The following is a 14,360-nucleotide window of genomic DNA, read 5'->3' as shown; positions in this document are numbered from 1 at the left end:
GCCGTACCGGCTGCGATCTCTTCCGGACCACGCCTTCCCGCCCATGGCCCAAACGCGCCTGTCTTCCCTCCTGCCCCGTACCGCCCTGCTCCACCTCGGGCTCGCCACCGGCGGCGCCAGTGGCGCGCTCGCCTTTGCCCCGTTGTATTGGGCGCCCGTGATGTGGCTGTCGCTCGCCGCACTCTTCATCTGCGTCGCCCGCGCACCATCCGCTGGTGCCGCTGCCTGGCGCGGGCTGAGCTGGGGCATGGGCTACTTTGTCGCCAATATCTACTGGGTGTTCATCAGCATGCACGTGTACGGCGGCATGCCGGCCTGGATGGCGGCAGGCTGCACTGTGCTGTTCGCACTCTATCTCGCGCTCTTTCCGGCGCTGGCGGGCTGGCTGGGACAGCGCCTTGCCGCGCCGGCGCGCTGGCGTCTGCCGCTCCTGATTCCGGCTGCCTTCGTCGCCACCGAGTACCTGCGTGGCTGGCTGTTCACCGGCTTTCCATGGGCCAGCAGCGGCGTATCGCAACTGCCGCACACGCCGCTGGCCGGTTTTGCGCCGGTGTTGGGCGCATGGGGGGTGGGACTGCTGCTGGCACTGAGCGTCGGGCTGCTGGCGTCACGCCCGCGCTCGCCCAGGCATTGGGGCGCGGTGGCGGCGATCTGGCTTGCAGGCGGGGCACTGCAGCAGGTGGACTGGACCGTGGCGCAGGGCAGGCCGGTCACGGTGACGCTGGTGCAAGGCAACATCCCGCAGAACATGAAATGGGACGAAGCCCATTTCGTCGAGAACCTGCGCACCTACCTGCAGCTCACCCGGGCGGCCCGGGGCGAGCTGGTGATCCTGCCGGAAACAGCGATTCCCGCCTTCCTGGAAGACATCCCGGGCTGGTATCTGGCCCATCTGCGCCAGGCGGTGGGCGATCGGCACCTGATCTCGGGCGTACCGATCCAGGGCAAGCAGCCGGACGAGTACTACAACGCGGTGCTGGCGTTGAGCGACGCGACCCAGCCGGCCTACTACAAGCATCACCTGGTGCCGTTCGGCGAATTTGTCCCGGTACCGGCGCTGTTCGGCTGGATGTACCGCTTCCTGAACATGCCACTGTCGGGCTTCACGTCAGGGCCGGCCCGGCAGGCGCCTCTGCAGCTCGGCGCAACCCGGCTGGCGCCCAATGTGTGCTACGAGGATGTATTCGGTCGCGAGATCCTGCGTGCGTTGCCGCAGGCGACCTTGCTGGTCAACGTGTCCAACCTTGCCTGGTTCGATGGCTCGTGGGCTGCGGCCCAACATGCGCAGATGAGTCAGGCCCGCGCGCTGGAAACGGGCCGCTACATGCTGCGCGCCACCAACACCGGCATGACGGCCATCATCGACGAGAAAGGCCACATCCGCGCCGCCGCCCCGCAGATGCAAAAGGCCCTGCTCGAAGGCAGGGCCCGGAACTTCAGTGGCATGACGCCCTACGCGCGCCTAGACGACTGGCCGGTGCTGCTCACCATCGGCTTCATCCTTGGCGCCGCCGCCCTTGCGCGTCGGCGCATATAGCTGCCGGGTGCCGGCGAACCGGTCGTACAGCAGTTGCCGGTCGCGGTCGAACCAGGCCCAGACGAAGGGCGCCAGAAACCACGCCAGCGCAAGCCAGGCCCATGGAATCCAGCGCGCGTCGTGCCGCGCTGCGAACCACAGGGGCGCAAGCGGCACATAACACAGCGCCGCCAGGATGAAGCGCAGCAACAGCGGCCGCCATCCAGGCACGCTGCCATCGGCGCCGGCCAGCCTGATCCGCCAGGTCTTCATCGCCAATGTCTGCCCGCCGTGGCGCCAGCAAAAGGCAAAGTAACCGAACAGCGCCAGCATCAGCCAGACGAAATTCAGCGCATGGGCAAATGGATGATCGAACTGGCCGGTCAACGGCAGGCCCATCAGCCCCTGCAGCACGGCCTGTACCGCCACCGCTGCAACAGCGGCCAGCAGCACCACCGGCACCACCAGCATGCCCTCGTACAGCAGTGCACACAGGCGCCGCCACCAGCCGGCCAACGGCGGTCGCACTGCGCTCATTGCTCGCGCCGCCGATGGGACCGCGCATCATCACCGTGCTCGCGTCTGATCTTCTCGATCACGGCACGCCGCTGCTCGGGCGGCATCTCGCGCAGACGCCGGTAATTCTCTCGCGCGCGGTCGCGCTCGCCAGGCGACAGGTCGGCCCAACGTCCGATGCGCTCGCGCACACGTGCCTGCTTTTGCGGATCGAGCTGGGGATAGCGCTCGGCCAACCGGGCGAAGCGCGCCCGGTCGTCAGATGGCAGCGTATCCCATTGGCCGGACAGCGGCGCCAGCAAGGATCGCTGCTGCGGGCTGAGCGACTGCCAGTCCTCGGCGAGAGCGGCCTGCATGCCCAGCAGGCCGGCGCACAACAGGGCGATCAGTTGGTAACGACGGTCCATTTATCGAAATCGTTGCTCACGTAGACATCGAGCGGCACTTCGTCCGCGAGTAATTGCAGATCGAGTGACGGATCGGTCGCGCGCACGTGCTGCCATTGCCAGGCGCCACCGACCAGCACCGCCAGTCCAAAGGCAAGGCCGGCACCCCATGCGGCAGGATGATCGCCACATTGCGCCTGCAGCCAGCGCAGCGCCCGCAGTGGCAACGACAGATCAGGCCGCGCGTGGGCGACGGCGGACTGGCGCGCGGCGGCGAGGCGCACGGCAGCCGCCTCGGACAGCGGAGTACCGTCCAGTGCGCTGCGCACCAGCCTGCCCAATTGCTGCTCGCTCCGCTCGTCCATTGCCGTTTCCCTGCGCTTCACTGATTACCTTGCCAGTCTACACCGTGCTGGCGCATCCAGTTCGCCAGCGCTTGCGTCGCCCGCGAACAATGCGTCTTCACGCTGCCTTCGGAACAACCCATGATCCGGGCGGTTTCCGCCACATCGAACTCCTCCCAGTAACGCAGCAGGAACGCTTCGCGTTGACGTGCCGGCAGCCGGGCCACGCCGGCTTCGATCAACGCCATGGTCTGCGCCTGTTGCCGCTCGGCCTCGGGGCTCGCGGCGCTCGGCTGCGCCGGCAGCCAGTCCAGCGGATCGTCGTCGTCGCCCTCGCCGTCGCGCTGGAAGGCCGAGAACAGGGTCACCCACCAGGTGCGTACCTTCTGGCGCCGGAAATGGTCACGGATGGTGTTTTGCAGAATGCGCTGGAAGATCAGCGGCCATTCCTCGACGGTGCGATCGGCATAGCGCTCGGCCAGCCGCATCATTGCATCCTGCACGATATCCAGCGCCGCTTCCTCGTCCCGCACCGCGTAGAGCGCGTGCTTGAAGGCACGCCGCTCGGTCGAGGCAAGGAAATGGGAAAGCTCGGATTGGCGGGAATGCATTGCGCCCAATGGAAGTAAGGTGAACTGGGCAAGGATGCTAGCAAGGGCATCGGATCAGTGCCAGTGAAGTGCTGCAAGCACTTGGGCCAGCGGTATTTTTTCTTGCCAAGCGCGCACTGTTCCGCTACCGTTTGCGGTTCACACCCAATCCAGATGTGAAGCCGCGCCCCCGGAACTTCGGCGGCCGGCACCGAATGGCACCGCCCGCGCAACACACCGCAGTCGTCCCAATTCGGGCCACAAGCCCGAGCCAAGGCGGCCAGCCCGGTAAAGACAGGCTACGCGGCACTGCCGATGCCACCATGTCCTGGCCGATGCGTTACCGCGCACCGGCCGGCGTTTGAAGACACGCCCGTCTTGACGCACGAGACATGCCTGGCCAAGCAGGTCGACGCAGTCGCAATGCTCTGGAATGGCAGGAGCACTGTTTTTCTTCAACGTTGATCGCCGGTTGCCGCACGCGAGGTGCGGCTGCGTACCGGCAAAGGGTGACATCATGGAGCATCTCTCCGGTGCCGAGATCGTCACGCGCTGTCTGCAGGAGGAAGGCGTCGAATTCGTCTTCGGCTATCCTGGCGGCGCTGTGCTCGAGATCTACGACGCAATCTTCCGTCAGGAAAAATTCAAGCACGTGCTGGTCCGGCACGAGCAGGCTGCGGTGCATGCCGCCGATGCCTATTCGCGCTCCAGCGACCAGGTCGGCGTGGCCCTGGTCACCAGCGGGCCGGGCGCGACCAACGCGCTGACCGGCATCGCCACCGCCTATATGGATTCGATTCCCATGGTGGTGATCTCCGGGCAGGTCGGCACCAGCGCCATCGGCCTTGATGCCTTCCAGGAAGTGGACATGGTCGGTTGCTCGCGCCCGATCGTGAAGCACAATTTCCTCGTCAAGGATGTGCGCGATCTGGCCACGGCCTTCAAGAAGGCGTTCTATATCGCCAAGACCGGGCGCCCCGGCCCGGTGGTGATCGACATCCCCAAGGATGTGACCATCAACAAGTGCGCGTTCGAATACCCCGAGTCGGTGTCGATCCGCAGCTACAACCCGCCCAGCAAAGGCCATCCGGGTCAGATCAAGAAAGCGGCGCAACTGCTCGCCGAAGCCAAGCGCCCCTATATCTACGTGGGTGGCGGCGCCGTGCAGGGCGGCGCCGGCGCGCAGGTGACCGAGCTGGTGCGCCTGCTGGGCGTGCCTTGCACCAATACGCTGATGGGCCTTGGTGCGCTGGATGGCACCGACCCGAATTTCGTTGGCATGCTTGGCATGCATGGCACCTACGAAGCCAATCTGGCGATGCAGTACTGTGATGTGCTGATCGCGATCGGAGCACGTTTCGACGACCGGGTGATCTCGGTGCCCAACCAGTTCCTGTCCAACCCCAAGCGCATCGTCCATATCGATGTGGACCCCAGCTCGATCGCCAAGCGGGTCAAGGTGGATGTGCCCATCGTCGGCGACGTCAAGCATGTGCTGACCGACCTGATCGCTGTGCTCAAGGAAGGCAATCAGCGCCCTCATCCGGATGCGCTGGCCAACTGGTGGAAGCAGATCAACGAGTGGCGCAAGCCCGACTGCCTGCTGTACACCCCGTCGACCGAGCTGATCAAGCCGCAGGCGGTGGTGCAGAAGCTGTGGGAGATCACCAACGGCGAAGCCATCGTCACCTCCGACGTCGGCCAGCATCAGATGTGGGCGGCGCAGTACTACAAGTTCCGCCGGCCCAAGCAATGGATCAACTCGGGCGGCCTTGGCACGATGGGCTTCGGTCTGCCGGCGGCGATGGGCGCGCAACTGGCCAATCCCGACGCGCAGGTGGCATGCATCACCGGCGAGGGCTCGATCCAGATGAACATCCAGGAGCTTTCCACCTGCAAGCAGTACCACACGCCGGTCAAGGTGCTCTCGCTGAACAACCGCTACCTCGGCATGGTGCGGCAGTGGCAGGAGTTCTTCTACGGCACGCGTTACTCCGAGAGCTACATGGATGCCCTGCCCGATTTCGTGAAGATCGCCGAAGCGTACGGCCACGTCGGCTTCAAGATCGAGAATCCGGCCGACGTCGAGCCGGTGCTCAAGGAGGCGTTCAGCCCGGCACTCAAGGAGCGGCTGGTGTTCATGGACTTCCGCACCGATCCGTCGGAGAACGTGTTCCCCATGATCCAGAACGGCAAGGGCCTCAATCAGATGGATCTGCCACCGCATATGCGCGGCCTGCAGCAGGTGCCGTTCGAAAACAACCGCGACTACGGCAATCTGTGCTGAGGGGGGGCAGAACATGCGACATATTCTTTCCGTCCTGATCGAAAACGAAGCCGGCGCGCTCTCGCGCGTGACCGGCCTGTTTTCCGCTCGCGGCTACAACATCGACTCGCTGACGGTGCAGACCACCGAAGACCCGACGCTGTCGCGGATGACCATCGTCACCCACGGTTCGGACGATGTGATCGAGCAGATCACCAAGCAGCTCAACAAGCTGATCGAGGTGGTCAAGGTGATCGACCTGAACGAGGCCGACCACATCGAGCGCGAGCTGATGCTGATCAAGGTGCGCGCCACCGGCAAGGATCGCGACGAGATGAAGCGGATGGCGGATATCTTCCGCGGCCGCATCATCGACGTGACCGAGAAGACCTACACGATCGAGCTGACCGGCACCGGCGAGAAACTCGATGCCTTCATCAAGGCACTCGACCCCGCGGTGATCCTGGAAACAGTGCGCACCGGCGCCTCCGGCATCGCACGCGGCGAGCGGGTCCTCAAGATTTAACGGCGGGTACGGGCATGGTGCCCGCCCACTGCATACTCCCAGAAAAAGGAAACCGGAAATGAAAGTCTTTTACGATAAAGATGCCGACATCAGCCTGATCAAGGGCAAGCAGGTCACCATCGTCGGCTATGGCTCGCAAGGCCATGCCCACGCTGCCAACCTGAAGGATTCGGGCGTGAACGTCACCATCGGCCTGCGCAAGGGCGGTGCCTCGTGGTCCAAGGCCGAAGCCGCCGGCTTCCCGGTCAAGGAAGTGGCCGAATCGGTGAAGGGCGCCGATGTGGTGATGATCCTGCTGCCGGACGAGTCGCAGCCGGACGTGTACCACCGCGAGATCGCGCCGAACCTGAAGGATGGCGCAGCCCTGGCGTTCGCCCACGGCTTCAACATCCATTACAACCAGATCGTTCCGCCGGCCAACGTCGACGTGATCATGGTTGCCCCGAAGGGCCCGGGCCACACCGTGCGCAGCGAATACAACAAGGGCGGCGGCGTGCCGAGCCTGATCGCCGTGTACCAGGACAAGTCCGGCCGTGCCCGTGACATCGCCCTCTCCTACGCCGCAGCCAACGGCGGCACCAAGGGCGGCGTGATCGAAACCAACTTCCGCGAAGAAACCGAGACCGACCTGTTCGGCGAACAGGCCGTGCTGTGCGGCGGCGCCGTCGAGCTGGTGAAGGCCGGCTTCGAAACGCTGACCGAAGCCGGTTACGCCCCGGAAATGGCCTACTTCGAGTGCCTGCACGAACTGAAGCTGATCGTCGACCTGATGTACGAAGGCGGCATCGCCAACATGAACTACTCGATCTCGAACAACGCCGAGTACGGCGAGTATGTGACCGGCCCGGAAGTCATCACCGCCGCCACCAAGGAAGCGATGAAGAAGGCGCTGTATCGCATCCAGTCGGGCGAATACGCCAAGATGTTCATCCTGGAAGGCAAGACCAACTACCCGAGCATGACGGCCCGCCGCCGTCTGACCGCCGCCCACCCGATCGAACAGGTCGGCGCCGAGCTGCGCGCGATGATGCCGTGGATCGCCAAGAACAAGCTGGTGGACCAGTCCAAGAACTGAGCCTTGCCTGTGGCATAGACGGCCAGCCCAGCGCTGGCCGTTTTCATTTGTGCTCGGTGCGCGGCGATCCCGCCTTGACGGCCCGCCGCGGCGCCAGTTCATCGGCAAGGTAGTCGATGAAGACGCGCAACTTGGCGCTCAGATAGCGGTTGGGCGGATAGAGCACCCAGGCCGTGCCGCGATAGGCCCCCATGAACTCCCACCCGGGCAGGACCTCGACCACCTCGCCGCGCTGCAGCGCGTTGTCTGCGGTGAAATGCGGCAGGCATCCTATCCCCAGGTGCTGCAACACACCCTCAAGCCGGATCTCGCTGTGATTGGCCACGTAGCGGCCGTGCACCATCACCTGCACCTGCTCGCCGCGGCGCCTGAATTGCCAGCGGTTGTCGCCGGCATGCTCGCCCAGATACAGGCAGCTGTGCTGCGCCAGCTCACGCGGGTGGGCAGGCATGCCGTGTGTCAGCAGGTATTGCCGGCTGGCACACAACACATGACGGACCGGCATCAGCGGGCGGGCAGCCAGCCCGATGGCCGGCTGGTCGGTGATCCGGATCGCCAGGTCCACCTCATCATCGATCAGATCGACATAGCGGTCGGACACCACCAACTGCACATCGATACTTGGATAGCGATGCAGGAATGCCGGGATCAGGGGATGGAGCACCAAGCGGCCGAAAGCCTTGGGCACACTTATCCGGATCAGGCCGCTTGGCGCTTCGGTGAACTTGCCGGCGGCCGCCATGGCCTCGCGCGCTGCCGCCACCATTTCCTGGGCGCGGCGATAGACCTCGGCCCCCGGCTCACTCAGACGCAGCTTGCGCGTCGTGCGCTCCAGCAGGCGGATCGTCAGTTCGGCTTCGAGTCGCGCCACCTGCCGGCTGACTGCTGACGGTGTCATCCCAAGCTGGCGGGCCGCGGCGGAAAACCCGCCAGCATCCACGACGCGGACGAACACAGCCATATCAGAGAGCAATCCGAGATATTTATTTGTTCCCATGCTGCACAAGACCTGTTCCACACCAGGGCATTATCGCAACAAGGCAGGTGATTGATAATGTGGCAAACGAGACGATAATCAGTGAACCTGCCGTGCAGGATGCATGGCAGCGCTTGCAAACTTCGCAGTTGACCTCCCAGGCCTTTTCAGCGCCGGACGGAGGCAGCTGGCACCGCGGGGGCGCCATGCCGAAAACCGTCAGTACCGCACGGGCACGTCTGGATTTTGCCTTGCAGAAATGGCGTGAGGCCACGGCGCCGGCCGAAGACCCGGATGCGCACGCCTTCGCGGCCGAAGTCCTGCACTATGCGCACACCGTGGAATACGTGATCCAGGCACAGCAGCGCCAGATCGATGGCCTGCACGGGCGCATCGCCGAGATGGAGCGGCGCATTGGCCTGTTGGCCGATCGCAGCTAGCGCGCCGGACGGCGACCGCCTCGCTGCGCGCGACTCACCAGCTCGGTGATCACGTACAACCCCATGCCGGCTCACCCTGACTGGACGCTGTGACGCCGTGCGGCAGCCGTTGCGGGCCTCCTGTTGAGACGCGTCATCCGGCATGGCCCACGTGTCCCTTACCGTGAGTCCCGGTCGCCGCCCCCCGCACAGCGCCCTTTGGGCAAACGCCCATAGCACAGCGCTTTGCCAGTCCCCTGTTCTTGCTGCCACCAGGAGCCCCGATGCGTGCCTTGCCCTATCCTGCGCCGTTCTGGATCGCCGACGTGATGCTGCTGTCGGTTGCAGTGGTCTGGGGCACGAGCTATGCGGTGGCCAAGGGGGTGCTTGCCTATTATCCGGTACTGGGTTTCATCGCCATCCGCTTCGGGCTGACCTTCGTGCTGCTGCTGCCGGCCCTGCGTGGCCTGGCCGGAACGCAGGGGCGTAGCGCATTGCGTGCAGGTGTGCCGCTGGGTCTGCTGCTGCTGGCAATCTTTGCCTGTGAAACCCTGGGCATAGCATTGACGCATGCGGCCAATGCTGCGTTCCTGATCAGCCTGTGCGTTGTGTTCACTCCCTTTATCGAATGGGCCTTGTTGCGCCGTCGCCCCACCGGATCGGCGCTCATCGCGGCCGGGGTAGCCTTGGCGGGGGCCTGGCTGCTGGCTGCTGACCTGTCCGGCGGCATGAACGTGGGCGATGGGCTGATGCTGGCCGCTGCGTTGTTGCGCGCGCTGCTGGTGTGCGTGACAGCGCGCCTTACCGCCAACCACCCGGTTCCGGTATTGGCGCTGACGGCGGTACAGGCCGGCGTGGTCGGTGCCGGCAGTTTGATTGCAGGCTGGCTGCTGCCCGGCAGCCTGCCCGCCCTGCCCGCCGTGGCCGGCTTCTGGTACGGCACGCTCTATCTGGTGCTGTTCTGCACCCTGTTCGCTTTTTTTGCGCAGAATTATGGGCTGCGGCACAGCAGCCCGAGCCGCGTGGCGCTGCTGATGGGATGCGAACCGGCGTTCGGGGCGCTGTTTGCGAACTATTGGCTGGGCGAACGGCTGAGCAGCGCTGCATGGCTGGGCGGGGCGTTGATGGTCGCTGCCGCAATCTGGGCCGCGCTGCCCCGCGACAGGTCGCGTGGGCAGGCCGCGCGCGACCGTTGACCCGACAGGCCGGTTGGTTGAAAGACACCGGCACCTTACCTCGGTTACAATTTTCAGCTTGGACCAAGCAATCGAGGCAACTTTGAGTACGCATTATCCCCATCCCATCATTGCCCGCGAAGGGTGGCCCTTCCTGGCCGCCAGCGTGGTCGCCGCCGTATTTGTCACCCATTTCGCCGGTTGGTGGTCGGTCCCGTTCTGGATCATCGCCCTGTTCGTGCTGCAGTTCTTCCGCGATCCCCCCCGACGCATCCCGCAAGACCCCACTGCTGTATTGAGCCCGGCCGACGGGCGCGTGGTCGTGGTCGAACAGGCGCTGGATCCTTACCGCAAGGTCGAGGCGCTGAAGATCAGCGTGTTCATGAACGTGTTCAATGTGCACTCCAACCGCAGCCCGGTCGACGGCGTGGTGGAACGGGTCGAATACAACGCCGGCTCATTCGTGAACGCCGCGCTGTCCAAAGCCTCGCTCGAAAACGAGCGCAACGCCGTCCTCGTCAGGATGGGTGATGGCACCCCAATCACATTCGTCCAGATCGCGGGACTGGTCGCCCGCCGTATCCTCTGCTACACCCGGGAAGGGGACACGTTGAGCCGAGGGCAACGCTACGGCTTCATCCGCTTCGGCTCGCGTGTCGATGTCTATCTGCCACTGACGGCACGGGCCAAGGTCGCCATCGGCGACAAGGTCAGCGCAACCGAGACCGTTCTTGCGGAACTGGGCTGAGCCTGACGCGCCCAATCGTCATCGCGGCGTCCTTCGCCGCTTGCCCGAGAAGACCATGCACCCGATCAAGCGACCGTTGAACCTGAAGCGACAAAGCATCTACCTGCTGCCCAATCTGTTTACGCTTGGCGCACTGTTCGCCGGGTTCTACGCGATCGTCCAGGCGATGAACGGGCATTTCGAGCAATCGGCGGTGGCCATCTTCGTGGCGATGATCCTGGATGGGCTCGACGGCCGCGTGGCGCGCATGACGCACACCCAATCGCCATTTGGCGCCGAGTTCGACAGCCTGTCCGACATGGTGTCGTTCGGCGTGGCGCCGGCGCTGGTGGCCTACGAATGGGCGCTCAAGGACTTCGGCAAGCTCGGTTGGATGGTGGCCTTTATCTACTGCGCCGGCGCAGCGCTGCGTCTGGCGCGCTTCAACACCAATCTGCAGGTGGTGGACAAGCGTTTCTTCCAGGGTCTGCCCTCGCCATCGGCTGCCGCATTGGTCGCCGGCTTCGTCTGGATCAGCATCGAACATGCGGACGATCTGGCCTTCATGGCGGGGGTGCTGCCGACCATGACCCTGCTGTTTACGCTGTTTGCCGGCCTGACGATGGTATCCAACGTACGCTTCTGGAGCTTCAAGGAATTCCACGCCAAGAAGACGGTGCCATTCGTTGCGCTGCTGATCGCCACCCTGGTATTGCTGATCGGCGCCTCCCGCCCCGCGCTGGTCCTGTTTTGCTTCTTCATCGGCTATGCAGCCTCCGGCTATCTCTACTGGGCGTGGAACTGGTTGAACCGGCGCAAGGTGACGCCGACCAACTAGACATTAAGTAGACAATGCCGCAATAGAAACAACCACAAAGTCATTCATCAGACATTATTTTGACGTTATGTCCACAAGCGCGCTATCCTGAACGCAAACAGTGTTCAGGAGCGCCGCCGTGCAGTTCGATATCGATCGCCTGATTGCCGATTTCGGCGGCCCTGGGCCGTTGACCGAAGCGCTCAACCAAACCTTTCCCGATGATCCTGTCAGCCGTGCCGCCATCTACAAGTGGCGCGAACGCGGCAGTCTGCCGCTTTCGCAGATCGACAAGCTGGCGCAACTGGCCGCGGCACGGGGCCGCACCTTCAACATCCACACCTATCGTCTCGGCGCCGCGGCGCCGCTCACTGCCGGAGCACACGCCATGGGCGACCGTTTGTATATTTTCGACACCACCTTGCGCGACGGGGAACAATCCCCCGGCGCCTCGATGACCAGGGAAGAGAAGATCCGGATTGCCCGACAACTGGAAAAGCTTGGCGTCGACATCATCGAAGCCGGTTTTGCCGCAGCCAGCCCGGGCGATGCCGATGCCATCCGCGCCGTCGCCGAAGCGGTCAAGGAATCGACTGTCTGTTCGTTGGCGCGCGCCAACGAGCGCGACGTCCGCGCAGCCGGTGAAGCGATCCGCCCTGCCGCGCGCGGCCGCATCCATACCTTCATCGCCACCAGCCCCATCCATATGGAGAAGAAGCTGCGCATGTCGCCTGACGAGGTGGTGGAAGCGGCGGTGCGCGCGGTGAGGATTGCCGGTGAATACACCGCCGACATCGAGTTCTCCGCCGAGGATGCATTGCGCAGCGACATCGATTTCCTGGCCCGTATCTTCGGCGAGGTGATCAAGGCCGGCGCACGCACGCTCAACGTACCCGATACCGTCGGCTATGCGGTGCCCTACCGTACCGAGGCATTCTTCCGTGAGCTGATCGCCAAGACGCCGGGGGGCGACAGCGTGATCTGGTCCGCGCACTGCCACAATGACCTTGGGATGGCGGTGGCCAATTCGCTGGCCGCGGTGCTGGGCGGCGCGCGGCAGGTGGAATGCACCATCAACGGCCTTGGCGAGCGCGCCGGCAACGCGGCCATGGAAGAAATCGTGATGGCGGTCAAGACCCGGCACGACATCTTTGGCGTCGAGACCCGGATCGATACCACCCAGATCGTCCCGACCTCCAAACTGGTTTCCACCATCACCGGCTATCCGGTGCAGCCCAACAAGGCCATCGTCGGCGCCAATGCGTTCGCCCATGAATCGGGCATCCATCAGGACGGGGTGCTCAAGCACCGCGAAACCTACGAAATCATGAGCGCCGAGTCGGTCGGCTGGTCGGCCAACCGCCTGACACTGGGCAAGCTTTCCGGCCGCAACGCGTTCCGTAGCAAGCTCGCCGAGCTGGGCATTGTGCTTGACAGCGAAGAGGCACTGAATGCTGCCTTCGCCCGTTTCAAGGAGCTGGCCGACCGCAAACGCGAGATCTTCGATGAGGATTTGCACGCGCTGGTCTCCGACGAGATGATCAGCATCGAGCAGGAGACCTACAAGCTCGCCGCGCTCAAGGTGGTGTCCGAAACCGGCGAGACGCCGAGCGCCACGCTGGTCATTGCCGAGGAAGGCACGGAAAAGCGGGCGCAGTCGGAAGGAGACGGCCCTGTCGATGCCACGTTCAAGGCGATCGAATCAGTGGTGCACAGCGGGGCCGAGCTGCTGCTTTATTCAGTCAATGCCATCACCAGCGGCACCGACAGCCAGGGCGAAGTCACCGTGCGGCTTTCCAAGGAAGGGCGTGTGGTCAACGGCCAGGGTGCCGACACCGATATCCTGGTTGCCAGCGCCAAGGCCTATATTTCCGCGGTCAACAAGCTGGGCAGCAAGGTCCGGCGTGTCAACCCGCAGATCGGCGAATCGATCTAGCGCCAGACGCGCACCGAACCCCACGGTTTTCCGGCACGGTGCCAAAACCGTGGGGCCTTGTTCAATCGGGCCGGGGCGAGGCTTGTCGCAGCGAAGGCCGGGTCCAGCGGGCATAGAACACAACCGCGGCAAAGATCCAGACCGACAACGCGATCTCGGCCAGCGCAAGGTACTGCGCCATGCCCTGCTCCGACCAGGCCCGCATCACGCCTTCAGTGAACCAGAGCAGCACGAACATGCTGCACCATTGGTAGGTGTAGCGCCGCCCCTTGAGCAGGCCGGGCAGCGGCAGCAGCAAGGGCAGCGCCTTGAACATCAGTACGGACCCGCCCGGACGCAGCGGCGCCAGCCACAGTTCCCAGGCGAGGCACAGGCCGATCAGTGCGATGACTCCAAGGATGGCGGCCCACTGCACGTGGCCACGCCAGCGTGTCAGATCGGCGCTCATCGCGGCTGGCCCAGCTGCAGCGCAATCTGCGCGAGCCGCCGCCCTTGCGCCAGGCAAAGCTGTCTTTCCTCATCCGACACCGGCAGGCGCGACTCGGGGCCGGCCAGGTGGGATGGGCCATACGGCGTGCCGCCGCTGCGGGTCGTGGACAACGCGGTTTCGGTGAACGGCGTGCCGACGATCAGCATGCCGTGGTGCAGCAGCGGCACCATCATGGTCAGCAATGTCGACTCGTTGCCACCGTGCATGCTGCCGCTGCTGGTGAAGACGCAGGCAGGCTTGCCGGCGAGCCCACCTTGCAGCCAGGTGTCGATGGTCCCATCCCAGAAATATTTCATGGGCGCGGCCATGTTGCCAAAACGGGTTGGGCTGCCGAGCGCCAAGCCATCGCAAGCCTGCAGATCGGCCAATTCAACATAAGGGGCGCCGCTTTCGGGCACGGCAGGCTCGCTGGCCTCGCACACGGTCGACACCCGGGGAACGGTGCGCAATCTGGCGGTGCATCCGGGCACGGATTCAACGCCACGGGCGATCAGCTGTGCAAGCTGACGCGTGGCGCCATGCGTGGAGTAGTAAAGGACGAGTATGTCAGCCATGGGGTCCACCGATGTCAGGTCCGCTATTATAGGGGCTTGCTCCTCAT

General features: G+C 64.4%; 15 protein-coding genes and 1 pseudogene. 9 read left to right on the top strand and 7 right to left on the bottom strand.

Features of this window, described 5'->3' with window-relative positions:
- Positions 1-43: 43 nt before the first annotated feature.
- A complete protein-coding gene (gene lnt / locus N8I74_RS03670; protein ID WP_263125567.1) occupies positions 44-1,537 on the top strand; it encodes an apolipoprotein N-acyltransferase in 1,494 nt (497 codons plus the stop codon).
- On the opposite strand, the gene N8I74_RS03665 is transcribed toward lnt, so the two are convergent.
- The 4 genes from N8I74_RS03665 to N8I74_RS03650 are packed head-to-tail and all read right to left on the bottom strand — an operon-like array spanning position 1,463 to position 3,373.
- Positions 1,463-2,053 carry an RDD family protein gene (locus N8I74_RS03665; protein WP_263125566.1) on the bottom strand — a complete coding sequence of 197 codons (591 nt, stop codon included), beginning with the start codon at positions 2,051-2,053 and terminating at the stop codon, positions 1,463-1,465. The genes lnt and N8I74_RS03665 overlap by 75 nt on opposite strands.
- A complete protein-coding gene (locus N8I74_RS03660; RefSeq protein ID WP_263125565.1) occupies positions 2,050-2,439 on the bottom strand; it encodes a DUF3106 domain-containing protein in 390 nt (129 codons plus the stop codon). Before N8I74_RS03660 ends, N8I74_RS03665 begins: the two co-directional genes overlap by 4 nt.
- Complete coding sequence (locus tag N8I74_RS03655) at positions 2,418-2,783, bottom strand: DUF3619 family protein (RefSeq protein ID WP_263125564.1); 366 nt, start codon at positions 2,781-2,783, stop codon at positions 2,418-2,420. The genes N8I74_RS03660 and N8I74_RS03655 overlap by 22 nt, the downstream gene beginning before the upstream one ends.
- Before the next feature lie 17 nt (positions 2,784-2,800).
- Positions 2,801-3,373, bottom strand: a complete 573-nt coding sequence (locus tag N8I74_RS03650; RefSeq protein ID WP_263125563.1) for an RNA polymerase sigma factor — start codon at positions 3,371-3,373, stop codon at positions 2,801-2,803.
- Between the two features lie 496 nt (positions 3,374-3,869).
- Between N8I74_RS03650 and ilvB the strand changes: the two genes are divergently transcribed.
- From ilvB to ilvC, 3 genes are read left to right on the top strand one after another with little or no spacing between them, the layout of a single operon-like run.
- Positions 3,870-5,639, top strand: coding sequence for a biosynthetic-type acetolactate synthase large subunit (gene ilvB / locus N8I74_RS03645; RefSeq protein WP_263125562.1), 1,770 nt, complete (start codon positions 3,870-3,872; stop codon positions 5,637-5,639).
- A gap of 13 nt (positions 5,640-5,652) precedes the next feature.
- The gene (gene ilvN / locus N8I74_RS03640) at positions 5,653-6,144 is read left to right on the top strand and encodes an acetolactate synthase small subunit (protein ID WP_263125561.1); all 492 of its coding nucleotides are present in this window, start codon (positions 5,653-5,655) and stop codon (positions 6,142-6,144) included.
- Positions 6,145-6,202: 58 nt separating this feature from the next.
- The gene (ilvC, locus tag N8I74_RS03635; RefSeq protein ID WP_263125560.1) at positions 6,203-7,219 is read left to right on the top strand and encodes a ketol-acid reductoisomerase; all 1,017 of its coding nucleotides are present in this window, start codon (positions 6,203-6,205) and stop codon (positions 7,217-7,219) included.
- Between the two features lie 43 nt (positions 7,220-7,262).
- Here the strand turns inward: ilvC and N8I74_RS03630 are convergent, their stop codons facing one another.
- Entirely contained in the window at positions 7,263-8,180 is a 918-nt protein-coding gene (locus tag N8I74_RS03630; protein WP_263125559.1) for a LysR family transcriptional regulator, read from the bottom strand.
- 95 nt (positions 8,181-8,275) lie between these two features.
- Between N8I74_RS03630 and N8I74_RS03625 the strand changes: the two genes are divergently transcribed.
- The 5 genes and pseudogenes from N8I74_RS03625 (at position 8,276) to N8I74_RS03605 (ending at position 13,269) form a co-directional block, all read left to right on the top strand.
- Positions 8,276-8,635, top strand: coding sequence for a hypothetical protein (locus tag N8I74_RS03625; protein WP_263125558.1), 360 nt, complete (start codon positions 8,276-8,278; stop codon positions 8,633-8,635).
- Between the two features lie 263 nt (positions 8,636-8,898).
- Complete coding sequence (locus N8I74_RS03620) at positions 8,899-9,810, top strand: DMT family transporter (RefSeq protein ID WP_263125557.1); 912 nt, start codon at positions 8,899-8,901, stop codon at positions 9,808-9,810.
- An 82-nt stretch (positions 9,811-9,892) separates the two neighbouring features.
- Positions 9,893-10,531, top strand: a pseudogene (locus tag N8I74_RS03615) (phosphatidylserine decarboxylase); the annotation flags it as partial.
- A gap of 61 nt (positions 10,532-10,592) precedes the next feature.
- Positions 10,593-11,354: a CDP-diacylglycerol--serine O-phosphatidyltransferase gene (gene pssA, locus N8I74_RS03610; protein WP_263125555.1), complete on the top strand. Its 762-nt coding sequence runs from the start codon at positions 10,593-10,595 to the stop codon at positions 11,352-11,354.
- 118 nt (positions 11,355-11,472) lie between these two features.
- Positions 11,473-13,269 carry a 2-isopropylmalate synthase gene (locus tag N8I74_RS03605; protein WP_263125554.1) on the top strand — a complete coding sequence of 599 codons (1,797 nt, stop codon included), beginning with the start codon at positions 11,473-11,475 and terminating at the stop codon, positions 13,267-13,269.
- Positions 13,270-13,330: 61 nt separating this feature from the next.
- Here N8I74_RS03605 and N8I74_RS03600 read toward each other — a convergent pair whose 3' ends face one another.
- Both N8I74_RS03600 and wrbA read right to left on the bottom strand, forming a co-directional pair.
- Positions 13,331-13,717 (bottom strand): DUF2069 domain-containing protein, encoded by a 387-nt coding sequence (locus N8I74_RS03600; protein WP_263125553.1) that lies wholly within the window; start codon positions 13,715-13,717, stop codon positions 13,331-13,333.
- On the bottom strand, positions 13,714-14,313 hold the full coding sequence (gene wrbA, locus N8I74_RS03595; RefSeq protein ID WP_263126711.1) for an NAD(P)H:quinone oxidoreductase: 600 nt from the start codon (positions 14,311-14,313) through the stop codon (positions 13,714-13,716). The genes N8I74_RS03600 and wrbA overlap by 4 nt, the downstream gene beginning before the upstream one ends.
- Positions 14,314-14,360 lie beyond the last annotated feature (47 nt).

The sequence above is a fragment of the Chitiniphilus purpureus genome, assembly GCF_025642115.1.
Taxonomy (GTDB): Bacteria; Pseudomonadota; Gammaproteobacteria; order Burkholderiales; family Chitinibacteraceae; genus Chitiniphilus; species Chitiniphilus purpureus.
This window is presented reverse-complemented; position numbering and strand designations above follow the sequence as displayed.